The sequence below is a fragment of the Pseudomonas sp. H1_D05 genome (genome assembly GCF_054682705.1).
Map to the genome: position 1 here is coordinate 2,524,254 of NZ_CP162825.1, position 22,964 is coordinate 2,547,217.

At 59.9% G+C, this 22,964-nt stretch carries 22 protein-coding genes; 12 read left to right on the forward strand and 10 right to left on the reverse strand.

What is annotated here, in order from left to right:
- Positions 1-70: 70 nt before the first annotated feature.
- On the reverse strand, positions 71-973 hold the full coding sequence (locus AB4O11_RS11345) for a LysR family transcriptional regulator (RefSeq protein WP_095047312.1): 903 nt from the start codon (positions 971-973) through the stop codon (positions 71-73).
- 162 nt (positions 974-1,135) lie between these two features.
- Between AB4O11_RS11345 and amaB the strand changes: the two genes are divergently transcribed.
- The 9 genes from amaB (at position 1,136) to AB4O11_RS11390 (ending at position 12,303) form a co-directional block, all read left to right on the forward strand.
- The gene (amaB, locus tag AB4O11_RS11350) at positions 1,136-2,626 is read left to right on the forward strand and encodes an L-piperidine-6-carboxylate dehydrogenase (protein ID WP_099757852.1); all 1,491 of its coding nucleotides are present in this window, start codon (positions 1,136-1,138) and stop codon (positions 2,624-2,626) included.
- A 164-nt stretch (positions 2,627-2,790) separates the two neighbouring features.
- Complete coding sequence (gene amaA / locus AB4O11_RS11355) at positions 2,791-4,074, forward strand: L-pipecolate oxidase (RefSeq protein ID WP_093430195.1); 1,284 nt, start codon at positions 2,791-2,793, stop codon at positions 4,072-4,074.
- A gap of 367 nt (positions 4,075-4,441) precedes the next feature.
- The gene (locus tag AB4O11_RS11360) at positions 4,442-5,575 is read left to right on the forward strand and encodes an ABC transporter substrate-binding protein (RefSeq protein WP_007915892.1); all 1,134 of its coding nucleotides are present in this window, start codon (positions 4,442-4,444) and stop codon (positions 5,573-5,575) included.
- 241 nt (positions 5,576-5,816) lie between these two features.
- The gene (locus AB4O11_RS11365) at positions 5,817-6,731 is read left to right on the forward strand and encodes an ABC transporter permease subunit (protein WP_007915894.1); all 915 of its coding nucleotides are present in this window, start codon (positions 5,817-5,819) and stop codon (positions 6,729-6,731) included.
- 3 nt (positions 6,732-6,734) lie between these two features.
- Positions 6,735-8,036, forward strand: a complete 1,302-nt coding sequence (gene livM / locus AB4O11_RS11370) for a high-affinity branched-chain amino acid ABC transporter permease LivM (RefSeq protein ID WP_099757854.1) — start codon at positions 6,735-6,737, stop codon at positions 8,034-8,036.
- Complete coding sequence (locus tag AB4O11_RS11375; protein WP_016985385.1) at positions 8,033-8,905, forward strand: ABC transporter ATP-binding protein; 873 nt, start codon at positions 8,033-8,035, stop codon at positions 8,903-8,905. Before livM ends, AB4O11_RS11375 begins: the two co-directional genes overlap by 4 nt.
- On the forward strand, positions 8,902-9,618 hold the full coding sequence (locus tag AB4O11_RS11380; protein WP_007915900.1) for an ABC transporter ATP-binding protein: 717 nt from the start codon (positions 8,902-8,904) through the stop codon (positions 9,616-9,618). Before AB4O11_RS11375 ends, AB4O11_RS11380 begins: the two co-directional genes overlap by 4 nt.
- An 839-nt stretch (positions 9,619-10,457) precedes the next feature.
- Entirely contained in the window at positions 10,458-11,222 is a 765-nt protein-coding gene (locus tag AB4O11_RS11385) for an SDR family oxidoreductase (protein ID WP_093430198.1), read from the forward strand.
- A 175-nt stretch (positions 11,223-11,397) separates the two neighbouring features.
- Complete coding sequence (locus tag AB4O11_RS11390) at positions 11,398-12,303, forward strand: cation diffusion facilitator family transporter (protein WP_460130675.1); 906 nt, start codon at positions 11,398-11,400, stop codon at positions 12,301-12,303.
- Between the two features lie 137 nt (positions 12,304-12,440).
- Here the strand turns inward: AB4O11_RS11390 and AB4O11_RS11395 are convergent, their stop codons facing one another.
- The 7 genes from AB4O11_RS11395 to AB4O11_RS11425 all read right to left on the reverse strand — a co-directional run bounded on the left by AB4O11_RS11395 (position 12,441) and on the right by AB4O11_RS11425 (position 17,709).
- On the reverse strand, positions 12,441-13,574 hold the full coding sequence (locus AB4O11_RS11395; RefSeq protein WP_093430200.1) for an AGE family epimerase/isomerase: 1,134 nt from the start codon (positions 13,572-13,574) through the stop codon (positions 12,441-12,443).
- A 181-nt stretch (positions 13,575-13,755) separates the two neighbouring features.
- A complete protein-coding gene (locus tag AB4O11_RS11400; protein WP_460130676.1) occupies positions 13,756-14,328 on the reverse strand; it encodes a HupE/UreJ family protein in 573 nt (190 codons plus the stop codon).
- Positions 14,329-14,355: 27 nt separating this feature from the next.
- Positions 14,356-14,970 (reverse strand): urease accessory protein UreG, encoded by a 615-nt coding sequence (gene ureG, locus AB4O11_RS11405; RefSeq protein WP_007915910.1) that lies wholly within the window; start codon positions 14,968-14,970, stop codon positions 14,356-14,358.
- Positions 14,971-14,981: 11 nt separating this feature from the next.
- On the reverse strand, positions 14,982-15,656 hold the full coding sequence (locus tag AB4O11_RS11410) for an urease accessory protein UreF (protein ID WP_257356915.1): 675 nt from the start codon (positions 15,654-15,656) through the stop codon (positions 14,982-14,984).
- A complete protein-coding gene (gene ureE, locus AB4O11_RS11415) occupies positions 15,653-16,153 on the reverse strand; it encodes an urease accessory protein UreE (RefSeq protein ID WP_008087160.1) in 501 nt (166 codons plus the stop codon). The genes AB4O11_RS11410 and ureE overlap by 4 nt, the downstream gene beginning before the upstream one ends.
- Before the next feature lie 301 nt (positions 16,154-16,454).
- Entirely contained in the window at positions 16,455-17,087 is a 633-nt protein-coding gene (locus AB4O11_RS11420) for a TetR family transcriptional regulator (RefSeq protein ID WP_007915913.1), read from the reverse strand.
- Between the two features lie 154 nt (positions 17,088-17,241).
- On the reverse strand, positions 17,242-17,709 hold the full coding sequence (locus AB4O11_RS11425) for a hypothetical protein (RefSeq protein ID WP_093430203.1): 468 nt from the start codon (positions 17,707-17,709) through the stop codon (positions 17,242-17,244).
- Positions 17,710-18,094: 385 nt separating this feature from the next.
- On the opposite strand from AB4O11_RS11425, the gene AB4O11_RS11430 reads away from it, so the two are divergent.
- Positions 18,095-20,170: an AsmA family protein gene (locus AB4O11_RS11430; protein WP_093430204.1), complete on the forward strand. Its 2,076-nt coding sequence runs from the start codon at positions 18,095-18,097 to the stop codon at positions 20,168-20,170.
- A gap of 100 nt (positions 20,171-20,270) precedes the next feature.
- Here AB4O11_RS11430 and AB4O11_RS11435 read toward each other — a convergent pair whose 3' ends face one another.
- Together AB4O11_RS11435 and AB4O11_RS11440 are read right to left on the reverse strand one after the other, a co-directional pair.
- Positions 20,271-20,804, reverse strand: coding sequence for a ferritin-like domain-containing protein (locus AB4O11_RS11435; protein WP_460130678.1), 534 nt, complete (start codon positions 20,802-20,804; stop codon positions 20,271-20,273).
- A 98-nt stretch (positions 20,805-20,902) separates the two neighbouring features.
- The gene (locus AB4O11_RS11440) at positions 20,903-21,838 is read right to left on the reverse strand and encodes a LysR substrate-binding domain-containing protein (RefSeq protein ID WP_093430206.1); all 936 of its coding nucleotides are present in this window, start codon (positions 21,836-21,838) and stop codon (positions 20,903-20,905) included.
- Positions 21,839-21,959: 121 nt separating this feature from the next.
- On the opposite strand from AB4O11_RS11440, the gene AB4O11_RS11445 reads away from it, so the two are divergent.
- On the forward strand, positions 21,960-22,598 hold the full coding sequence (locus tag AB4O11_RS11445) for an FMN-dependent NADH-azoreductase (RefSeq protein ID WP_460130680.1): 639 nt from the start codon (positions 21,960-21,962) through the stop codon (positions 22,596-22,598).
- Positions 22,599-22,904: a DMT family transporter gene (locus tag AB4O11_RS11450; protein WP_093430208.1), complete on the forward strand. Its 306-nt coding sequence runs from the start codon at positions 22,599-22,601 to the stop codon at positions 22,902-22,904.
- The last annotated feature ends 60 nt before the right edge of the window (positions 22,905-22,964 follow it).

The window sequence follows — 22,964 nt, forward strand, 5'->3', positions numbered from 1 at the left end:
TCAGTCGAAATGGGTATTGAATGTGCCGGCCTCTTCGCGAGCAGGCTCGCTCCCACATTTTTCAATCGGGTCAGTCATTCGGGCTATCGATCTGCTCCAGCATCCACTTCACGAAATCCCGTACCTTCGGCACTTCCGCCGCATGCTCCGGGTATGCCAGGTAATAGGCATCGGTGCTGGGCATGGCATGCTCAAAAGGAATGACCAGTTTGCCGTCGGCCAATTCCTCCTCCACCAGAAATCGCGGCAACAACGCCACACCGCAACCAACCTGCGCGGCACGGATGCACATATAAAAGGTTTCGAAACGCGGCCCGTGATAGCTGTGCTCGGTCTGATAACCCTGACTGTCGAACCAGTCGTGCCAGGCCTGCGGGCGCGAGGCATTTTGCAGCAGGACCAGATCGGTGAGTTGCGTCGGATCAGTAAACGGCTTATCAGGCAGGCTGCCCGGCGCGCACACCGGCACCAACTCTTCGCCGAACAACTTCAGGCACTCAGTGCCGGGCCGTGAACCCTGGCCGAAATAGAACGCCAGATCGCTGCGCCCTTGCAGCAGATCATCCGCTTCCTGCTCGTTGCACAAGTCCAGATGAATCGACGGATGGCGTAGCCGCCAGCCTTTCAGGCGTGGCACCAGCCAGCGCGCACCGAAGGTCGAGGGCGTCGAGACGCGCAGGACTTCGGTCTCGCCGCCGTAGGAACGCAGGTAATGCGTCGACATCTCCACTTGTGTGAGGATTTTTCGTACTTCAACCAGGTACAAATCCCCGGCCGGGGTCATCTGCAAACGTCGACGCACGCGGCGAAACAATAAATGCTGCAACAGCTCTTCAAGCTGCGCGACCTGTTTGCTCACCGCACTCTGGGTCAGATTCAGTTCCTCGGCGGCGCGCGTGAAACTGAGGTGCCGGGTCACGGCCTCGAAACACTGCAGGGCGGTGATCGAGGGCAAGTGGCGTTTGTTCAGCATGGCCGATCCTTTTCTTGTCTTTCTAGCACAGCATGAATAAACGGAATGATATCTCGCGTAAAGGTCGTTTGTTGCCTCGCCATTGTGACGCTACAACTAAAGGCCTGCCCGGTCGCGAAAAAGCGTCCGCACACATTCAGTTTTTTGCTTGAGGAGTGACCCATGGTTGCCGCATTGCTTGATCGTCTTGGTGTGAACCCGGCCCTTTATCAGAACGGCAAAGTGCCGGTGCATTCGCCGATCGACGGCAGCCGCATCGCCGCCGTGAACTGGGAAGGCCCGGCCGAAGTCGAGCAGCACATCAGTCGCGCAGATCATGCGTTCGAGCAGTGGCGCAAGGTGCCGGCTCCGCGTCGTGGCGAGCTGGTGCGTCAATTCGGTGAAGTACTGCGCGAATACAAGGCTGATCTCGGCGAACTGGTTTCCTGGGAGGCTGGCAAGATCACTCAGGAAGGCTTGGGTGAAGTGCAGGAGATGATCGACATCTGCGATTTTGCCGTCGGCCTGTCCCGCCAGCTGTACGGTTTGACCATTGCCTCCGAGCGTCCGGGCCATCATATGCGTGAAACCTGGCATCCGCTGGGCGTGGTCGGGGTGATCAGCGCGTTCAACTTCCCGGTTGCGGTGTGGGCATGGAACACCACGCTGGCGCTGGTTTGCGGCAACCCGGTGGTGTGGAAACCGTCAGAGAAAACCCCGTTGACCGCGTTGGCCTGCCAAGCGCTGTTTGATCGCGTGGTGAAGAATTTCAGCGATGCGCCGGCGAACCTGTGCCAGGTGATCATCGGCGGTCGCGATGCCGGCGAAGCGCTGGTCGATGATCCGCGTGTCGCACTGATAAGCGCCACCGGTAGCACGCGCATGGGCCGCGAAGTGGCGCCGAAAGTCGCCGCGCGTTTCGCTCGCAGCATTCTGGAACTGGGCGGTAACAACGCGATGATCCTCGGCCCGAGCGCCGATCTGGACATGGCGGTACGGGCGATTCTGTTCAGCGCCGTCGGTACTGCCGGGCAGCGTTGCACCACCCTGCGTCGATTGATTGCCCACGAGTCGGTGAAAGAAGAAATCGTCACTCGTCTCAAGGCTGCTTACTCGAAAGTGCGCATCGGCAACCCGCTGGAAGGCAATCTGGTTGGCCCGCTGATCGACAAGCACAGCTTCGAAAACATGCAGGACGCCTTGGAGCAGGCATTGAGCGAAGGCGGTCGAGTGTTCGGCGGCAAGCGTCAGCTCGAAGATCAATTCCCCAACGCCTATTACGTTTCGCCGGCCATCGTTGAAATGCCCGAGCAGAGCGACGTGGTCTGCAGCGAAACCTTCGCGCCGATTCTCTACGTGGTCGGTTACAGCGATTTCCAGGAAGCGCTGCGCCTGAACAACGCCGTGCCACAAGGTTTGTCGTCGTGCATCTTCACCACCGATGTGCGCGAGGCCGAGCAGTTCATGTCGGCAGTCGGCAGCGACTGCGGCATCGCCAACGTCAACATCGGCCCGAGCGGTGCCGAAATTGGCGGCGCGTTTGGTGGCGAGAAAGAGACCGGTGGCGGGCGTGAGTCCGGCTCGGACGCGTGGCGCGCCTATATGCGCCGGCAGACCAACACCGTGAACTACTCGCTGGAGTTGCCGCTGGCGCAGGGCATCACATTCGACTGACAGGTGGAGATCCCTCCTTGTGGGAGCGAGCCTGCTCGCGAATACGGTGGGTCAGTCGACATTGATGTTGGCTGATACGCCCCTTTCGTCGGAACGCCGCCCGGAGCAAGCTCGCTCCCACAGGATCAGCACTGTGTTTGGCAGGTTTCTGTTGGAGTCTGGCAATGCCGTTACGCGAAGAATGTCTGTGGGAAAAGCTCACGCCGCAAAGGCCGGATAACACCGCGCTGCGGGGCGAAGTAAAGGTCGATGTCTGCGTGATCGGCGCCGGGTTCACCGGATTGTCGGCGGCGCTGCATCTGTTGGAAAAAGGCAAAAGCGTCTGCGTGCTGGAAGCGCATCGCGCCGGTCATGGCGGTTCCGGGCGCAACGTCGGGCTGGTCAACGCCGGCCTCTGGATACCGCCGGACGAGATCGAGGCCGGGTTTGGCGAAGCGGTCGGCAGCCAGCTCAACCGCATGCTCGGAGCGGCGCCGGCGCTGGTGTTCAGCCTTGTGGATAAGTACAACATCGATTGCCAGTTGCGCCGCGAAGGCACCCTGCACATGGCGCACAACGCCAAGGGCGAGGCGGATCTGCGCAGTCGCGAGCAGCAATGGAAGCGCCGTGGTGCGCCAGTCGAACTGCTGACCGGCAAGGCCTGCGAGCAAGCCACCGGCACGCAAAAAATCGCTGCTGCGTTGCTCGATCGTCGCGCCGGTACGCTCAACCCAATGGCTTATGTCACCGGGTTGGCCAACGCAGTGAGCGGACTCGGCGGGCAAATGTTCGATCATTCCCCAGTCTCTCGCCTTGAGCGTCAGGGCGCGAAATGGTCGGTGCAGACCGAACACGGTTCGGTATTGGCCGAGCAAGTGGTCATCGCTTCCAACGCCTACACCGAAGGCGACTGGACCGAACTCAAACGCAACTTCTTCCCCGGTTATTACTACCAGGTCGCCTCGGTACCGCTGAGCGAAGACGCCGCGCAGGCAATTCTCCCGGGCGGGCAGGGCTCGTGGGATACGCGTCAGGTGTTGAGCAGCATCCGCCGTGACAAAGAAGGGCGGTTATTGCTCGGCAGCCTGGGCAACGGCAATCAAAAACCGACCTGGTTTCTCAAGGCCTGGGCCGATCGCGTGCAGCAGCATTATTTCCCCAATCTGAAACCGGTCGAGTGGGAATGCACCTGGACCGGGCGTATAGCTTTTACGCCCGATCACCTCATGCGCCTGTTCGAGCCTGCGCCGGGGCTGGTGGCCGTCACCGGTTACAACGGCCGTGGCGTCACCACCGGCACCGTGGTCGGCAAGGCTTTCGCTGATTACCTGTGTAACGGAAATCCTCAAGCCCTGCCGATTCCCTTCGCACCGATGCAGCCCCTGACCGGTGTGGGCTTGCGCAGTTGCCTGTACGAGGCCGGGTTCTCGCTGTATCACGCGGGCCAGTGCCTGCGCATAGTGATTTGAGTGTTGAAATATGTTGCCGGACGCGGCGCTTTTTCACGTAGCGACTAGCCTGTAATGGTGCGGGTTGTAGCAGTCCCGCACCAGCAGTGTGCAGTTCGGTGACGCGGGTTGTTACAGGCTGGTTGCACGTCGTTTGGCGCCGCGGTTGCAATGATGGCGCGTGCGGGTTGCGCCGGAAAAAATAAATGGTTTCACCTTCCGCGGTTTAGACGGTTGCACGCCCAATGAAAATGGGAACGAAACAGTCGAAATAACAAGAAAGCAGCGACTTTTTGAAGAATAAAAAACCGATGGCACGGCCCTTGCTCAGAGCAATCAGTGAAGCGAAGTCGCAGTGCCAACTAAAAAAACCTTGGAGCACCACCTCATGTCCCAGACGTTTTACAAGAAAGGCTTTCTGGCCCTCGCAGTGGCTACTGCGTTGGGTGTTTCTGCGTTTGCTCAAGCTGATGTGAAAATCGGTGTAGCGGGTCCAATGACGGGCGCCAACGCGGCATTTGGCGAGCAGTACATGAAGGGTGCACAGGCAGCGGCTGACGCAGTCAACGCGGCAGGCGGCGTCAACGGGGAGAAAATCGTACTGGTCAAAGGCGATGACGCCTGCGAACCGAAGCAGGCCGTGACGGTCGCCAAGGACCTCACCAACCAGAAAGTCGCCGGCGTGGTCGGTCATTTCTGCTCCTCTTCGACCATTCCAGCGTCGGAAATCTACGACGAAGCCGGGATCATCGCGATCACCCCGGGTTCGACCAACCCACAAGTCACCGAGCGTGGCCTCAGCGCCATGTTCCGTATGTGCGGGCGTGACGATCAGCAAGGCATTGTGGCCGGCGACTACATCGTCGACGTGCTCAAGGGCAAGAAAGTCGTCGTTCTGCACGACAAAGACACCTACGGCCAAGGCCTGGCGGATGCCACCAAAGCCCAACTGGTCAAGCGCGGCGTGACGCCTGTGTTGTACGAAGGCCTGACCCGTGGCGAAAAAGACTTCAGCACCATCGTTACCAAGATCCGTGGCGCTGGCGCCGACGTCGTCTACTTCGGCGGTCTGCACCCGGAAGCCGGCCCGCTGGTTCGCCAACTGCGTGAACAAGGCCTGAAAGACGTCAAGTTCATGTCCGATGACGGCATCGTGACTGACGAACTGGTGACCACCGCCGGTGGCCCGCAATTCGTCGACGGCGTACTGATGACCTTCGGCGCCGACCCACGCCTGCTGCCAGACAGCAAGACCGTGGTAGATGCTTTCCGCAAGGCCGGTACCGAGCCTGAAGGCTACACCCTGTACGCCTACGCTTCGGTGCAAACCCTGGCTGCCGCGTTCAACGGCGCGAAGTCCAACAAGGGCGAAGAGGCTGCGGCCTGGCTGAAGAAAAACCCGGTTAAAACCGTCATGGGTGAAAAAACCTGGGACTCCAAGGGCGACCTGAAAGTCTCCGACTACGTGGTTTACCAGTGGGACAAGGACGGCAAATATCACCAGCTGGAAAAACAGAAGTAAGGGCTGACGCGATCAGCTGATCCCCACCGAACCAATGTGGGAGCGAGCCTGCTCGCGAAGACGGAATGACTGCCAACACATGTGTTGAATGATCGACCGCTTTCGCGAGCAGGCTCACTCCTACAGGGGGCGGTGGTGACGGGTGAATCGCGCTCTGACATTGCTCCGACGTAAATCTGTATTTTTCCTAGAAGAACCGCACATCACTGGTGTGCAGGTTCTCACTGCGTGAGATTGCGTTATGGATGGTATTTTCCTGCAGCAACTGGTCAACGGCCTGACCCTCGGGTCGGTCTATGGCCTGATCGCCATCGGCTACACAATGGTCTACGGCATCATCGGCATGATCAACTTCGCCCACGGCGAGGTTTACATGATTTCTGCTTACCTGGCGGCAATCAGTCTGGCTCTGCTGGCTTACTTCGGTATTGAATCCTTCCCGCTGCTGATGCTCGGCACCCTGATTTTCACCATCGTGATCACGGCGGTGTATGGCTGGGTCATCGAGCGTGTCGCTTACAAACCCCTGCGCAACTCCACCCGACTGGCACCGTTGATCAGCGCCATCGGTATCTCGCTGATCCTGCAAAACTACGCACAGATCGCCCAGGGCGCCAAACAACAGGGCGTACCTACCCTGCTGACCGGGGCGTGGCGTGTTGAAGTCGGTACCGGCTTCGTGCAACTGACCTACACCAAAGTCTTCATTCTGGTGGCCGCGTTCGTCGGCATGGGCCTGCTGACCTACGTCATCAAGTACACCAAGCTCGGACGCATGTGTCGTGCGACCCAGCAAGACCGCAAGATGGCTTCGATCCTCGGCATCAATACCGATCGGGTCATTTCCTATGTGTTCATCATCGGTGCAGCCATGGCGGCGCTGGCCGGCGTGCTGATCACCATGAACTACGGCACCTTCGACTTCTATGCCGGCTTCATTATCGGCATCAAGGCGTTTACCGCAGCGGTACTCGGCGGGATCGGTTCATTGCCCGGGGCAATGCTCGGCGGGATCATCCTCGGCATCTCCGAGTCGCTGTTCTCCGGCCTGGTCAACTCCGACTACAAAGACGTGTTCAGCTTCTCGCTGCTCGTACTTGTTCTGGTCTTCCGGCCGCAGGGCCTGTTGGGCCGTCCTCTTGTGTCGAAGGTGTAAGCGATGTCTTCAACCACTCAAAAATCCATCGATATCAAAAAAAGCCTGGTTGAGGCGATTCTTGCCGGCCTGATTGCCCTGATCGTTTTCGGCCCGATTGTCGGCGTCGTGCTCGAGGGTTACAGCTTTAACCTCGAACCGACCCGCGTGGCCTGGATCATCGGCATTGTCATGATCGGCCGCTTTGCCCTCAGCCTGTTCCTGCAAACGCCCAAGGGCCTGAAAATTCTCGACGGATTCGAGAGCACCGGCTCTGGTGTGCACGTGCTGCCTGCCGATCACAAATCCTCGCTGCGCTGGATCATCCCGCTGCTGATTGTGCTGGCCGTCATCGTGCCGTTTGTCTCCAACTCCTATCTGCTCGGCGTGGTCATCCTCGGCTTGATCTACGTGCTGCTGGGGCTGGGGCTGAACATCGTGGTCGGTCTGGCCGGTCTGCTCGATCTGGGTTATGTGGCGTTCTACGCCATCGGTGCCTACGGTCTGGCCTTGGGTTATCAATACCTGGGGCTGGGGTTCTGGACGGTGTTGCCGCTGGCTGCGATCACTGCCGGGCTGGCCGGTTGCATCCTCGGTTTCCCGGTGCTGCGTCTGCATGGCGACTACCTGGCGATCGTGACCCTGGGCTTCGGTGAAATCATTCGTCTGATCCTCAACAACTGGTTGTCGCTGACTGGCGGCCCGAACGGCATGCCGGCGCCATTGCCGACGTTCTTCGGTCTGGAGTTCGGCAAGCGGGCGAAGGATGGCGGGGTGCCGTTTCATGAGTTCTTCGGCATCGCCTACAACCCGGATGTGAAGTACTACTTCATCTACGCAGTGTTGTTTCTCGTGGTGTTGGCCGTGCTGTACATCAAGCATCGTCTGGTGAAAATGCCGGTCGGCCGCGCCTGGGAAGCCTTGCGTGAAGATGAAATCGCCTGCCGCTCGATGGGCCTCAATCACGTGTTGGTCAAGCTCTCGGCGTTCACCATCGGGGCATCGACCGCCGGTCTTGCCGGGGTGTTCTTCGCCACCTACCAAGGCTTCGTCAACCCGACCTCGTTCACCTTCTTTGAATCGGCGTTGATCCTCGCCATCGTCGTGCTCGGCGGTATGGGCTCGACCATCGGCGTGGTGATCGCGGCATTCGTGCTCACCGTCGCCCCGGAACTGCTGCGCGGCTTTGCCGAATATCGCGTGCTGCTGTTCGGCATCCTGATGGTGTTGATGATGATCTGGCGACCACGCGGGCTGATTCGCATCAGTCGGACCGGGGTCACTCCACGCAAAGGTGCCATTCACTATGAGAGGACTGCGCCATGAGTGAAGTCGTACTCTCTGTTGAAAAACTGATGATGCATTTCGGTGGCATCAAGGCCTTGAGCGATGTCAGCCTGAAGGTCAAACGCAACTCGATCTTCGCCCTGATCGGCCCCAACGGTGCAGGCAAGACCACGGTGTTCAACTGCCTGACCGGGTTCTACAAGGCCTCGGGCGGCAAGATCGAACTCAATGTGCGCGGTCAGCAGACCAACGTCATCCAGTTGCTCGGCGAGTCGTTCAAACCGACCGACTTCGTTTCGCCGAAATCTTTCCTCAGCCGTATGTACTACAAGATGTTCGGCGGCACGCACCTGGTAAACCGTGCAGGCCTGGCGCGGACGTTCCAGAACATTCGCCTGTTCAAGGAAATGTCGGTGCTGGAAAACCTGCTGGTGGCCCAGCACATGTGGGTCAACCGCAACATGCTGGCCGGTATTCTCAACACCAAGGGCTACCGCAAGGCCGAAAGTGACGCGCTGGATTGCGCGTTCTACTGGCTGGAGGTGGTCGATCTGGTGGACTGCGCCAACCGGCTCGCCGGTGAGCTTTCCTACGGCCAACAGCGTCGTCTGGAAATTGCCCGGGCCATGTGCACGCGGCCACAGATCATCTGCCTCGACGAACCGGCCGCCGGCCTCAACCCTCAGGAAACCGAAGCGCTCAGCGCGATGATCCGGCTGCTGCGCGACGAGCACGATCTGACCGTGGTGCTGATCGAACACGACATGGGCATGGTTATGAGCATTTCCGACCACATCGTGGTGCTGGACCACGGCATCGTCATCGCCGAAGGCGGGCCTGAAGCGATCCGCAACGATCCGAAAGTGATCGCAGCCTATCTGGGCGCCGACGAAGAGGAGTTGGTATGACGCAACCGATCCTCGAACTCAAAGACCTCGACGTCTTCTATGGTCCGATCCAGGCCCTCAAAGGTGTTTCGCTGCAGATCAACGAAGGGGAAACCGTCAGCCTGATCGGCTCCAACGGTGCCGGCAAATCGACGTTGCTGATGTCGATCTTCGGCCAGCCACGGGCGGCAGGCGGACAGATTCTTTATCAAGGCGTCGACATCACCCACAAGTCCTCGCACTACATCGCTTCCAACGGCATTGCGCAGTCGCCGGAAGGGCGGCGAGTGTTCCCCGACATGACCGTCGAGGAAAACCTGCTGATGGGCACCATCCCGATTGGCGACAAGTACGCCAAAGAGGACATGCAGCGCATGTTTACGCTGTTCCCACGGCTTGAAGAGCGACGTAACCAGCGGGCGATGACCATGTCTGGCGGTGAACAGCAAATGCTCGCCATTGCCCGCGCCTTGATGAGCCGACCAAAGTTGTTGCTGCTCGATGAGCCTAGCCTGGGCCTGGCGCCGATTGTGGTGAAGCAGATTTTCGCGACCCTGCGGGAATTGGCGAAAACCGGCATGACCATTTTCCTCGTCGAGCAGAACGCTAACCATGCGCTGAAGCTGTCGGACCGCGCGTATGTGATGGTTAACGGCGAGATTCGTCTGACGGGCACGGGTAAAGAGTTGCTGGTGAATGAGGAGGTGCGTAACGCCTATCTGGGCGGGCACTGATTCTTCGACGTTATGCACAACCCCGGCGACGAAAGTCCCGGGGTTTTTTCATTCCGCAAATCCACCGCAACCCCCTGTAGGAGTAAGCCTGCTCGCGATCGCGGTTTCCCATTCGCCATCACCGGTGGCTGATACACCGCTATCGCGAGCAGGCTCACTCCTACAGTTGATCTGCGCCAGAATCCAGAATTGTGGAAAACAAATTCCCCAAGCTGCCAAAGCGCGACATATAGACGCTGCAAATGGCTGTTTTTCCACAGTTTTGACTTGTCCCCGTTTGCTGTGGAGCTGGCTGTGAATAACGTGGGTGTATCTGGCTGCGCGCCATGTAAACCGTGGCCTGCAAGTGTGTGGTTGTTTTTTGATCAGGCGTTTTTGCGGGGCTTGAAGTCTTTGTTGTCAACCTTTTTATAGTGTCGCGGATAGCAGCGATTCCGGGTGAACAAGCCTGTGGATAAGTCTGTGATTAAACTCTGGAAAGACTGCGCTGAGGGCCGTAATTACTGGCCTCGCGCAATCACTGCGCTGACTGCTCGGTCGTGCAAAATGCCATCTCCCGCACATCTGCCGCTTCAGGGTCAAGCAAAAAACTTTCTATTTCGCCCGCAAAGCCTTGTGTGGCGCGGCTTTGCGCGTTTCCAGTTGCCCCCGGAAACTGTGGAAGGGACTGTGGATAACATGCGTGCACATGGCTACAGGCCACGGTCGCTATGGCGTTGGCATGTCTGGTTGTTTTTTGTACAGCTTGTGGGTGTTGCCCGTGAATGCGCGGGCGGGCATGCTGCCTGCTGATTTTCTATTCCAAGGGCTGCCCCGGCGGCCGAAGCAAGGAGAACACGATGTCCAACACCCTGTTTATCACCGGCGCGACGTCCGGATTTGGTGAAGCCTGCGCCCGCCGTTTTGCCGAGGCTGGCTGGAAACTGGTGCTGACCGGCCGTCGTGAAGAGCGCCTCAATGCGTTGTGCGCCGAATTGTCGAAACAGACCGAAGTGCACGGTCTGGTGCTTGATGTGCGCGATCGCAAGGCGATGGAAGCGGCGATTGCCAACCTGCCGCCGTCGTTCGCCAAGCTGCGTGGCCTGATTAACAACGCCGGTCTGGCATTGGGCGTGGACCCGGCGCCGAAGTGCGATCTCGACGATTGGGACACCATGGTCGACACCAACGTCAAAGGCCTGATGTACGCCACCCGCTTGTTGCTGCCGCGCCTGATCGCCCATGGTCGTGGCGCCGGCATCGTCAACCTTGGCTCCATCGCGGGTAACTATCCGTATCCGGGCAGCCATGTGTATGGCGCGACCAAGGCGTTCGTTAAACAGTTCTCGCTGAACCTGCGTTGCGACTTGCAAGGCACGGGCGTGCGGGTCAGCAACATTGAGCCGGGGCTGTGCGAGAGCGAGTTTTCGCTGGTGCGTTTTGCCGGCGATCAGGAACGCTACAACGCGACCTACGCTGGTGCCGAGCCGATCCAGCCGCAGGACATTGCCGAGACGATTTTCTGGGTGATGAACGCGCCGGCGCACATCAACATCAACAGTCTGGAATTGATGCCGGTGAGCCAGACCTGGGCGGGTTTTGCCATCGAGCGGAATAAGGCCTAAGACCGCGTTGAAGCCCTTCGCGAGCAAGCTCGCTCCCACATTTGATCGCGGTCTCATGTGGGAGCGAGCTTGCTCGCGAAGGGGCCGTCACAGGCAATAAATCCCGATAAGGTAAACTCCCCTCGCAACAACCCAACCGCACCCCGCGGTTTTCAGGGTTTTTCGAGGAGTCAAAGTGAGTAACCGAGGTGAGCAGGCACTGCTCAAACAATCGACCATTCTGATGTTGGCGGTGGCGATTGCCGGGATCGTCACCGGTTTTGTTTCAGGTTCGCAATCCATCCTGTTCGATGGTTTTTTCTCGCTGATCGCAACGTTCATCAAGGTCCTGATGCTGATCACCGCCAAGCTGATCGCCAAGCAAAGCAATCACCGTTTCCAGTTCGGTTTCTGGCATCTGGAGCCGATGGTGCTGCTGATCGAAGGCAGCTTCCTGATGTTGATCGCGATCTACGCGTTTCTCAACGGCGTGTTCGGCATCATCAACGGTGGCCGCGACATCGAGTTGGGGCTGGTGATCATTTATGCCGCGGTGTTTACCGTGGTCGAATTCGCCTACTTCTTCTACGTACGGCAGCGCAATCGCAAGCTCAAATCCAGCCTGATCCAGTTCGACAACATCAGTTGGCTGGTGGACGCGATGCTGTCCGTGGGCCTGTTGGTGAGCTTCCTTGCGGCGCTGCTGCTCAAGTCGCAGGGCTATGGGCAGTGGGCGGTGTATGTCGACCCGCTGATCCTGATCGTGCTGGCCCTGACCATGTTGCCGCCGGCGTTCAAGATTCTTGGCCCGGCCTTACGCGATGTGCTGGGGATCGCGCCGGACACGCTGGATGATCAGGTGCGCCAGGTGATGGACGCGGCGAAGATCGAGCATGGTTTCGACGATTACGTGTCGTACGTGCAGAAGCACGGGCGGGCGCGGTTTATCGAGATTCATGTGGTGTTGTCGGCGGATTATGCGCTGAGCAATGTCGGACAGCTGGATGCGTTGCGCGAAGAGATCTCGGCGAAGCTGGGCAAGCCGGATGCAGCGCGCTGGCTGACCATCAGCTTTACCGGGGACAAGAAGTGGATCGCCTAGAGACCGCATAACGGCTAATCGTCGGATCGCCGCCCGGAGCAGGCTCGCTCCCACATTGGAATTGCGCCGAACACACTATTTGTGAGCAGCACAAATCAACTGTGGGAGCGAGCTTGCTCGCGAAAGCGATCTATAAGTCAGCGAAGATATTCAGCCAGGCCGCTATAGCAAGTCGCCAAGTGATACGGCGTAGTCGAAGGCATGTCCTTGCGACTCACCTCGCCCAACTCATCCCGGCACTCATGCCAGCCATCAGCATGCAAAAACCGCTGCTGCAATGCCTGCAACTGGCGCAGCACCACCGCTTCACTACCCTGACGCAAGGTCAGCGCCCGCAGATATTCCGCCTGAGCCCAGATCCGTTGAGTCGAGTCTCGCGGGCGTCCGTCCGTTTCCAGATCGAGCATCGCCCGCACCGCGCCGGATGACTGCACCACACCGTATTGCTCGGTGAACGCAAATGCCCGATCCAGCGCCGCATGCAGTTTCGAACCACGTAATAACGGCGACGATTCGAGCAGGAAATACCATTCGAACTGATGCCCCGGCTCATACCAGTTATCCACAGCCCCGAGCGGCTTCTCCATCAACACGCCATATTGCGGATCGACGAACTGCTTGTGCATGGCTGTGCATAACGCCAGCAACGCTGTCTGCGTTTGGGCATCTTCGCGCACGGCAAGGGTGGCGAGGAACGCTTCGGCCAGGTGCATCAGCGGGTTTTGCAGTGGACCGGTTTGCAGGGTGATCCAGTCCCGTTCCAGGCAGGCTTCGTACAAGCCATCGCCGGTAGCGAAACGCCGGCCGATGATTTCCAGCGCCGCATTCAACGTCGACTCGACCAGCGGATCGCCGGATTTTGCCCAGTAATGCGCGCAGGCAAACAGGATAAAAGCGTGGGTGTAGAGATCCTTGCGCTGATCCAGCGGTTTGCCCTGGGCATCGACGCTGTAGAACCAGCCGCCATGCTCCGCATCATGAAAGTGCCGTTGCAAGGAGCGGAACAGCGCCGCCGCACGCACTTCAGCGTTATCCACAACCCCGATCAGACTGGAAAACAGATACAGCTGCCGCGCACAGGCCATCGCCCGATAGCGCTGCGGCGGCAGTGGTTGATGCGTGGCGTCCAGCGCCTCATAGGGCAGCGCCATGTCGGCGTTCCAGCCCGGGCCTTGCCAGAGCGGCACGATCACGTTGACGAAGTGCTGTTGCACAGCGCCGAACAGGGCGGTCAATTCGGGCAGGGAGGTGGAGCGAGAAGCGTGGGGCATGGGCGGACGTCGTCACGGCTGGGGCGATTGCGCGACATGGTAGCAGAGAGACTGACATCAGCGATGCGGCGTCTGATCGGCCGCCTTCGCGAGCAAGCTCGCTCCCACAGGTTTTGTGTTCGCCACCAATCCAATGTGGGAGCGAGCTTGCTCGCGAAAAGGCCAGTTCAGACAATAAAAACTAGCCTGCTAGCAACCAAGCCCCAGTCACCGCCGAAGCCGCACCCGCCAACCGCACCAGCGGCGCCGCTGCCTGCGGCAACACGCGAACCACGCCATAACCGACGGCATGCAAAGCGGCGGTCGCCACAACGAAACCCGCCGCATACGCCCTAGGACTGCTCATGTCTGGCAGTTCCAGACCATGCGCCACGCCATGGAACAACGCAAACAGCGCCGTCGCCGCTACTGCCATGACCAACGGCGGCCGCACCGCCAAGGCCACTGCCAGACCCAGCGCCAGCACCGATGCGGCAATTCCGCTTTCCAGCGCTGGCAATTCCAGCCCTTCAAAACCGAGCATGCCGCCGATCAGCATGGTGCCGACAAACGTGCACGGCAGCGCCCAGCGCGCGGCGCCCTGCTGCTGCGCGGCCCACAAACCGACAGCCAGCATCGCCAGCAAATGGTCGAGGCCGCCAATCGGGTGGCTGATACCGGCGCCCAGGCCGCTGTCGCCATGCCCCGGGTGAGCGAAGGCCAGCGCTGGCGTCAGCAGCAGCGCCGCAGCGCCAAGAATACGTTTGAGTGTCATGGATAAGCTTCCTTGTTGAGCAGTGAATCAGGCTGCGGTCAGCAGGCCCTGGCGTTCGATGAAGGCGATGATTTGCTCAAGGCCCTGACCGGTTTTCTGGTTGCTGAAGACGAACGGCTTGCCGTTGCGCATGCGTTTTGTGTCGCTGTCCATCATTTCCAGCGAGGCACCCACCAGCGGCGCCAGGTCGATCTTGTTGATCACCAGCAGATCGGATTTGCAGATCCCCGGCCCGCCCTTGCGCGGCAATTTGTCGCCGGCCGAAACGTCGATCACGTAGATGGTCAGGTCGGACAGCTCCGGGCTGAAAGTCGCCGACAGGTTGTCGCCGCCGGATTCCACCAGAATCAGATCCAGCCCCGGAAAACGGCGGTTCAGTTGATCGACCGCTTCCAGGTTGATCGAGGCGTCTTCGCGGATCGCGGTGTGCGGACAGCCACCGGTTTCCACGCCGATGATCCGCTCGGGCGCGAGGGCTTCGTTGCGCACGAGAAAATCGGCGTCTTCGCGGGTGTAGATATCGTTGGTGACCACGGCGAGGTTGTAGCGCTCGCGCAGGGCCAGGCACAGGGCCAGGGTCAACGCGGTTTTACCGGAACCGACCGGGCCGCCGATGCCGACGCGCAGAGGTTGTGTGTTCATGGTTGTTTCTCCTAAGAGCGGAAGAGGCGGCTGTACTGGCGCTCGTGGGCCATGCACGCCAGAGACAGACCAAACGCGGCGCTGCCCATGTGGTCGGGATTGATTCGGCTGGCGTCCTGCTGCGCCTGTTGCAGCAGCGGCAGCAGTTCGCTGGTCAGGCGTTGCGCGGCTTGCTGGCCCAGCGGCAGGGTTTTCATCAGTACGGCGAGCTGGTTTTCCAGCCAGCTCCACAACCACGCGGCGAGCGCGTCCTGCGGGTTGATGCTCCAGGCACGCGCGGCCAGCGCCCAGCACAGGGCCAGATGCGGTTCGGGGCACTGATCGAGAAAGTCGCGGGCGTGCGTGTCGAGTTCCGGCAAACCATTGAGCAACTGCTGCAACGAATAGCCCATCTGCCGGCTCTCCAGATGCAACTCGCGCGTCTCGCGACTGGCGCGATGGCTTTCGCAGAGGCTCAGCAGCTCGGCCCATCGGCCATCCGCCGCCGCCTGACAATGCGCGAGCAGCAGCGGCGCTTCGAAGCGGGCGAGGTTGAGCAGTAACTGATCGCTGATCCAGCGCCGGGCACTGTCCGGGTTGTTCACACGGCCGTTATCCACCGCCATTTCCAGGCCTTGCGAATAGCTGTAGCCGCCAATCGGCAATTGCGGACTGGCCAGGCGCAGCAGCGCCCAGGCCGGATTCACAGGCGTACGCCGAACTGATGGAGTTTCGGCGCGTAGTTGAAGTCTTCGTCGCCGTGGCGTGAATGGTGATGGCCGCCGCCATAGGCACCGTGCTCGGGCTGGAATGGCGCTTCGATCGCTTCTACCTGCGCACCAAGCTGTTCGAGCATCGCCTTGAGCACGTAATCGTCGAGCAGGCGCAGCCAGCCATCGCCAACCTGCAAGGCGACGTGGCGGTTACCCAGGTGATAGGCAGCGCGGGTCAGTTCGAAGGCGTTGGCGCAGGTGACGTGCAGCAATTGCTCGGGGCGGGCGCAGACGCGGACGATGCGGCCGTCTTCAGCTTGTAGGCATTCGCCGTCATACAGCGGCGGCTGTCCGCGCTCCAAAAACAACCCGACGTCTTCGCCCTCGGCACTGAAACAGCGCAAACGGCTTTTGCTCCGCGCTTCGAAGGTCAGGTGCAACTCGGCGGCCCAGACGGGTTGAGGGTCGATTCTGCGGTGAATCACCAGCATCGGAAAGCTTCCAGCTATGGACAATACTCGGGCTAGAGCAAGGGCCTTGCCAATCGAACGAGATGTAGGAAATCCCTGTCGGAGCGTAGTGGATGTTTCAAGATGTTGCGTAATTTTGGAATGTTTTGGTGCGTGAAGATTTTTTTATGCACCAAATGGAGGCCGATGGGCCGAACCAAATGTGGGAGCGAGCTTGCTCGCGAAAGCGGTGGGTCAGTGATTTAGAAGTTGGCTGACACGACGCCTTCGCGAGCAAGCTCGCTCCCACAGGGGATTTGGTCTGGGCTGAAATAAAGGAAGGTTATTCGGTACTGCCCAGCCCCTGCCAGTGCTTGAGCCCAATAAAGATAAAGCGCAGTTGCTGGGTGATCTTCGCCTGCGGCGTCAGATGTTCCGGCAAGGCTTCGGCCGGCGGATCGATGATGTCGGGGAGGGTAGCGAAAACCGATTTGACGATCAGGTCAGCCATCACGCTCAAACCGGCGGCATCCAGGTGCTGAAGCTTGGGCATCATCGTCAGGTCGGCCGCCAGGTCGGAGCTGATGTTCTCGCGCAACCGGCCGATTGCCTGACGCACCGGCAGCGAGCCACCGTACTGCTCACGGGCGAGAAACAGGAATTGCGAGCGATTGGCGCTGACCACGTCGAGGAAGATCCGCACCGAGGCATCGATGATGCCGCCCATGACGAATTCGTTGTGGCGCACCAAGCGGATGGTTTCACGGAAGGTCTGGCCGACTTCACTGACCAGCACCAGGCCGAGCTCATCCATATCGGCAAAATGCCGGTAGAAACCGGTGGGCACAATCCCGGCGGTTTTGGTCACTTCGCGCAGGCTCAGGCTGCCGAATCCTCGGCCGCTTTCCATGAGGTGGCGGGCAGCGTCCATCAAGGCGTTGCGGGTCTGTTGTTTCTGTTCGGCGCGGGGCAGCATCGCAGGGTGTGTTCTTTGGCAGGACAAGCGCCGCACTCTAGCAAATCGGCTTTGTCGGCGTCGAACGAGAGGACATGGTGCAGAAGATTTCACCGGCCAGAAAAGTCAAAAGCCCAATCCGGTGATTGGGCTTTTTTTCGCGGCCGCCATGGGCTTAGCTCAAGGCACTGTTGCGTTCGATCACACGGTCACCACCACCTTCGGCAAGGGTTTGACCTTGTGGAGTGCGGTCGCCGCCATCGGAAGCCAGGGTCTGGCCTTGTGGAGTACGGTCGCTACCATCGGAAGCCAGAGTCTGGCCTTGTGGAGTGCGGTCGCTACCGTCGGAAGCCAGAGTCTGGCCTTGTGGGGTGCGGTCGCTGCCGTCGGAAGCCAGGGTCTGACCTTGTGGGGTCTTGTCGTAGCCGTCCTGAACCAGGCCTTTCTCTTCCAGGCGATCACGGCCGCCTTCAGCCAGGGTCTGGCCTTGTGGGGTACGGTCCGAACCATCAGCTGCTACGGTCTGGCTGAATACCGAGTGGCTGGATTTCACTTGCGGGGTAGCCTGGTCGGCAGCGGGCAGGGCGAAAGCAGTGCTGGCTAGCATCGACAGGGTAAGGCTGAGCAGTAATTGGCGTTTCATGATGGGTTGCTCCTTGGGAGGGCGATAAAGTGGGTACGAGGGCAATGCTACTCTCGATAAGTCGATATAAAAGTTCATAAACGCAATGGTAATAATCAACAGAATTGATTGTTCTGCCGGGAGGCTCTAGATCGCGGCTTTCCGGGCGACGGTTTTGCACCGGGGTGGGTATTTCCGACTCACTCGCGCCTCGCAAAAGTGCGGGTCGCGGTAACACTGTTCGACTGATCGGTCAGATTTCGCGCAACTTTTTGCGCGGTAATCGGCCTTTCGATTAAACCTGCGGCTGGTTTGCCAGTCGTAGATTTCATGAGGGCCGCTTTGGCCCGCCGTTTCAGCCGTACGCCGCAGTCTTTGCGTGCGGTCGTGATCAGGAGCTTTGTGCATGACGCGCACTGGAAAAATCTTCAGCTGGACCTTCGCCATCCTCGTGCTGCTACTGGCCGTGCTGGTGTTGATCATCGTGTTCTTCGACTGGAACCGGATCAAACCGCCGCTCAACGCCAAAGTCTCGGAAGAACTGCACCGACCGTTTGCCATCAATGGCAACCTCGCGGTGATCTGGCAGCGCGAGCCGGACGAGGGTGGCTGGCGCGCCTGGGTGCCGTGGCCGCACGTGGTCGCTGAGGATTTGAGCCTGGGCAACCCGGACTGGTCGAAAAAGCAGCAGATGGTCACGCTCAAACGCGTTGAGCTGCGTATCTCGCCGCTGGCATTGCTGGCGCAACGCGTGGTGATTCCGCGCATCGATCTGACCGAACCCAATGCCGAGTTGCAGCGTCTGGCCGATGGCCGCGCCAACTGGACATTCAAGTTCGACCCGAAAGATCCGAACGCTGAACCCTCGAGCTGGGTGGTCGACATCGGCGCCATCGGTTTTGACAAGGGCCATGTCACCCTCGACGATCAAACGCTCAAAACCAATCTGGATGTGCTGATCGATCCGCTGGGCAAACCCATCCCCTACAGCGATATCGTCGGTGACAAAGCAGCGAAGACTGCGCAGGACAAGGGCGGTGCGCCGCAGGATTACGCGTTTGCCTTGAAGGTCAAAGGCCAATACCACGGTCAAAACCTAACCGGCCAAGGCAAGATCGGTGGGCTGCTCGCCTTGCAGGATGCGCGCAAGCCATTCCCGCTGCAGGCCCAGGCGAAGATCGGCGACACTCGCATCGAACTGGCCGGCACGCTGACGGATCCGCTCAACCTCGGCGCCCTCGATCTGCGCCTGAAACTGGCCGGCGCCAGCCTCGGCAATCTTTATCCGCTGACTGGCGTGACCCTGCCGGACACCCCTCCGTATTCCACTGACGGTCACTTGATCGCCAAACTGCACGATGAGGCCGGGGCGAAATTTACCTACGAGCAGTTCAACGGCAAGATCGGCAGCAGCGACATCCATGGCGACCTTACCTACGTCGCCAGCCAGCCACGGCCGAAACTCAGCGGCGCGTTGCTTTCCAATCAACTGTTGTTCGCTGACCTCGCACCGCTGATCGGCGCTGACTCCAATGACAAGCAGAAGGCGCGCGGCGGCGAGAGCAAACAGCCGGCCGATAAAGTGCTGCCGGTGGAAGAGTTCAAGACCGACCGCTGGCGCGCGATGGATGCCGACGTCGAGTTCACCGGCAAGCGCATCGTCCACAGCGAGAAACTGCCATTCAACGACCTCTATACCCACCTGAAACTTAACGATGGCGAGCTCAGCCTGGAGCCACTGCGCTTTGGCGTGGCGGGCGGCAATCTTGATGCACAGATCCGCCTCAACGGTCGTACCGAACCGCTTGAGGGCCGCGCGAAATTGACCGCGCGCAAGTTCAAGCTCAAGGAGCTGTTCCCGACGTTCGAGCCGATGAAGACCAGTTTCGGTGAGCTCAACGGCGACGCCGATATCACTGGTCGCGGCAACTCGGTGGCCAAGCTACTGGGCGGCGCCAACGGCAAGTTGAAGATGTTGATCAACGACGGCGCGATCAGCCGCGAACTGATGGAACTGGCCGGGCTCAACGTCGGCAACTATGTGGTCGGCAAGATCTTTGGCGACAAGGAAGTGAAGATCAACTGCGCGGCGGCAGACTTCGACATCAAGACCGGTCTGGCGACCACGCAGCTGTTTGTCTTCGATACCGAGAACGCGATCATCTATATCGACGGCACGGCGAACATGGCCACCGAGCAACTGGATCTGACGGTGACCCCGGAATCCAAGGGCTGGCGTTTGATTTCCCTGCGTTCACCGCTTTACGTGCGCGGCAAGTTCATCAAGCCGGACGCGGGTGTGAAGGCTGTGCCGCTGATGTTGCGCGGGGCGGGGATGGTTGCGCTGGGTGTGATCGCCGCGCCGGCGGCGGGGCTGTTGGCGCTGGTGGCACCGAGTGGCGGTGAGCCGAATCAGTGTGCGCCGTTGCTGGAGCAGATGAAGGCGGGCAAGGCGCCGGTTACCGTCAAACCCACTAAATAGTCGGTGCCCAAAATGGCCCCTTCGCGAGCAGGCTCGCTCCCACATTTGAAATGCATTCCAATGTGGGAGCGAGCCTGCTCGCGAAGGCGGTTTTGAAGGGTTAGAGGTCGTTCAGGATGTCAGCCATGTCATCGGCGTGCTCTTCTTCCTGCGCCAGGATATCTTCGAAGATACGTCGCGTAGTCGGGTCTTTCTCGCCGATGTACTGGATGATTTCGCGATAGCTGTCGATGGCGATCCGCTCGGCAACGAGGTCTTCGTAGACCATCTCTTTGAGGGTGTTGCCGGCCACGTATTGCGCGTGGGACATCTTCGACAGCATGTCGGGGTTGAACTCGGGCTCGCCACCCAATTGCACAATGCGCTCGGCCAGACGGTCAGCGTGCTGGGCTTCCTGGGTGGCGTGTTCGAGAAACTCTTCGGCGGCCACATGGGCTTTCACGCCATTGGCCATGAAGTAGTGGCGCTTGTAGCGCAGCACGCAGACCAGTTCAGTGGCCAGCGATTCATTGAGCAAGCGCAGCACCTCTTCACGGTCGGCGCTGTAGCCCTCGGTGACGGCGCCGTTCTCGACGTGTTGGCGCGCACGTTCGCGCAAGGTTTGAACATCTGACAGATGCAGGTCGTCGGTCATTTCGATCTCCTGGAGGCTAATCCGATTGTCGCCACGTTCTGCGGACGCGGTCGCTACCTAAGCTGTGAGTCGTGAGCGTTGCAAAAAGTTTTATCGGTTTACGCAACCCCTGTAGGAGCTGCCGAAAGCTGCGATCTTGGCGCCAGCCCGGACAAAACTGCCTCCTCGCGCAGCCAGGCAAAAAAAGCCCGCACCGGCGGATGCCGCTCGCGCCCCGGCACGCACAACGCGCTGTACCCGGCGCCATCGACCTGAACCTGGCCCATGAACGGCACCAGCAAACCGCTGGCGACACTCTCCGACACCAGAATATTGCTCGCCAGCACCAGCCCTTGCCCGGCGATCGCCGCTTGCAGGGCGTAATGCTCTTCATCGTATTCGCGGATGGCCGGTTGCGCGTGTAACCAGTTTTCGCCTGCCTTGGCGCACCACGCTTCCCAGCCATGGGCATACAGCTTGGAATTGTGCCAGCGCACGCTGATCAACGTTGGCGTGCGCCGCGCGGCCAGCGCCACTTGCTCGGGCGAGCCGTAAACGCCGAACGACTCATCGAACAGGCACAGGCCATACAGGTTCGGGTAATCGTCGAGGCTGTAGCGCAGGACCAGATCGACACTGGCGTCCTGATGCAGATCGATGACTTCGCAGTGCGTATCGAGGCGCACGTTGATGTTCGGATGCTGCGCGTAAAAGCGCCCGAGACGCGGCACCAGCCACAGCGCCGCGAATGCGGCGGTGGTCGACAGCGTCAGCGTGCTGGCGTTGCGTTGCGGGCGCAGGGTGTCGACGCTTTGCGCCACTTCCAGCAGCGCGCCGTGCAGGCTGCGAAACAGGCGCTCGCCGCCCTCGGTCAGGCGCACCTGGCGTGGCAGACGTTCAAACAACGCGACACCGAGCCAGTCTTCCAGCGAACGGATCTGATGAGAAATCGCGGTCGGCGTGACCGAAAGCTCTTCGGCGGCAGCCTTGAAGCTCAGCAATCGTGATGCCGATTCAAAGGCGCGCAGGGCGGTCAGCGGTAACGAGGCAAACATTGGAAAACTCCATGGATGAAATCAATTCATCCCGACTGATTTTTGCTCATTTGAGGCAACGGTCTGCTGCCTGCAATCTGCAGCGACACAGCAATCAAAGTCTAGCCTCAAGGAGTTTCAGATGAGCAAGATTCTTGCGATACATGCCAGCCCACGTGGTGACCGTTCGCACTCGCGGCGGTTGGCGGAAGCTTTTCTCAGCGCCTGGCAGGTGCGTCATCCACAGGCGCAGGTGACCCGGCGTGAAGTCGGCCGAGCGTTGATTCCGGCGGTCAACGAGGCCTTTGTCGCTGCCGCGTTTTATCCGGAGCCTGAAGCGCGCCCATTGTCGATGCAGGCTGATCTGGCATTGAGCGATCAACTGGTTGGCGAGTTGTTCGACCACGACCTGCTGCTGATTTCCACGCCGATGTACAACTTCAGCGTACCCAGCGGCCTTAAGGCCTGGGTCGATCAGATCGTGCGGCTGGGCCTGACCTTCGATCACACGCTGGACAACGGCGTCGCCCAGTACACGCCGCTGTTGCAGGGCAAGAAGGCGCTGATCGTCACCAGTCGCGGTGGTTTTGGCTTCGGCCCGGGCGGCGAGCTGGAAGCCTTGAACCACGCCGATCCGTGGTTGCGCGCGGCGCTGGGGTTCATCGGCATCAACGACGTCAGCGTGGTCGCTGCCGAGGGCGAAGAGTCCGCCGAACGCACCTTCGCGGTGTCGTTGGCCGAGGCCGAGCAGCGTTTGCTCAGCCTTGCCCGGGAGTTCTAGGTGGCCTGGCTGTTCCTGCTGATCGCCGCCGGATTTGAAGTGACGTTCGCCATGGGCATGAAATACGCCGAAGGCTTCACCCGGCTCTGGCCGTCGTTGATCACGGTGATTGCGGCGATCGGCGGGATCTACTTCCTGACACTGGCAATGCGCGAGTTGCCGGTGAGCATCGCCTACCCGATCTGGACCGCGATTGGCTCACTCGGCACGGTGTTCCTCGGTTTCGCCCTGTTGGGCGAGAGCCTGACGCTGGTCAAACTGCTGTCAGTCGGGCTGATTGTGGCGGGGGTGGTGGGCCTGAAGTAGGCTGGTCGTCGAGTTGTCATCATCACGGAGGATGCTTGGCGGGCGTTTTGCACGCCTGGC

Excerpts from the sequence above, each read along its gene's own strand:
- AB4O11_RS11345 (WP_095047312.1), bottom strand. The coding sequence starts at position 973 with ATGCTGAACAAACGCCACTTGCCCTCGATCACCGCCCTGCAGTGTTTC.
- amaB (WP_099757852.1), top strand. The coding sequence starts at position 1,136 with ATGGTTGCCGCATTGCTTGATCGTCTTGGTGTGAACCCGGCCCTTTAT.
- amaA (WP_093430195.1), top strand. The coding sequence starts at position 2,791 with ATGCCGTTACGCGAAGAATGTCTGTGGGAAAAGCTCACGCCGCAAAGG.
- AB4O11_RS11360 (WP_007915892.1), top strand. The coding sequence starts at position 4,442 with ATGTCCCAGACGTTTTACAAGAAAGGCTTTCTGGCCCTCGCAGTGGCT.
- AB4O11_RS11365 (WP_007915894.1), top strand. The coding sequence starts at position 5,817 with ATGGATGGTATTTTCCTGCAGCAACTGGTCAACGGCCTGACCCTCGGG.
- livM (WP_099757854.1), top strand. The coding sequence starts at position 6,735 with ATGTCTTCAACCACTCAAAAATCCATCGATATCAAAAAAAGCCTGGTT.
- AB4O11_RS11375 (WP_016985385.1), top strand. The coding sequence starts at position 8,033 with ATGAGTGAAGTCGTACTCTCTGTTGAAAAACTGATGATGCATTTCGGT.
- AB4O11_RS11380 (WP_007915900.1), top strand. The coding sequence starts at position 8,902 with ATGACGCAACCGATCCTCGAACTCAAAGACCTCGACGTCTTCTATGGT.
- AB4O11_RS11385 (WP_093430198.1), top strand. The coding sequence starts at position 10,458 with ATGTCCAACACCCTGTTTATCACCGGCGCGACGTCCGGATTTGGTGAA.
- AB4O11_RS11395 (WP_093430200.1), bottom strand. The coding sequence starts at position 13,574 with ATGCCCCACGCTTCTCGCTCCACCTCCCTGCCCGAATTGACCGCCCTG.
- AB4O11_RS11400 (WP_460130676.1), bottom strand. The coding sequence starts at position 14,328 with ATGACACTCAAACGTATTCTTGGCGCTGCGGCGCTGCTGCTGACGCCA.
- ureG (WP_007915910.1), bottom strand. The coding sequence starts at position 14,970 with ATGAACACACAACCTCTGCGCGTCGGCATCGGCGGCCCGGTCGGTTCC.
- ureE (WP_008087160.1), bottom strand. The coding sequence starts at position 16,153 with ATGCTGGTGATTCACCGCAGAATCGACCCTCAACCCGTCTGGGCCGCC.
- AB4O11_RS11420 (WP_007915913.1), bottom strand. The coding sequence starts at position 17,087 with ATGCTGCCCCGCGCCGAACAGAAACAACAGACCCGCAACGCCTTGATG.
- AB4O11_RS11425 (WP_093430203.1), bottom strand. The coding sequence starts at position 17,709 with ATGAAACGCCAATTACTGCTCAGCCTTACCCTGTCGATGCTAGCCAGC.
- AB4O11_RS11430 (WP_093430204.1), top strand. The coding sequence starts at position 18,095 with ATGACGCGCACTGGAAAAATCTTCAGCTGGACCTTCGCCATCCTCGTG.
- AB4O11_RS11435 (WP_460130678.1), bottom strand. The coding sequence starts at position 20,804 with ATGACCGACGACCTGCATCTGTCAGATGTTCAAACCTTGCGCGAACGT.
- AB4O11_RS11440 (WP_093430206.1), bottom strand. The coding sequence starts at position 21,838 with ATGTTTGCCTCGTTACCGCTGACCGCCCTGCGCGCCTTTGAATCGGCA.
- AB4O11_RS11445 (WP_460130680.1), top strand. The coding sequence starts at position 21,960 with ATGAGCAAGATTCTTGCGATACATGCCAGCCCACGTGGTGACCGTTCG.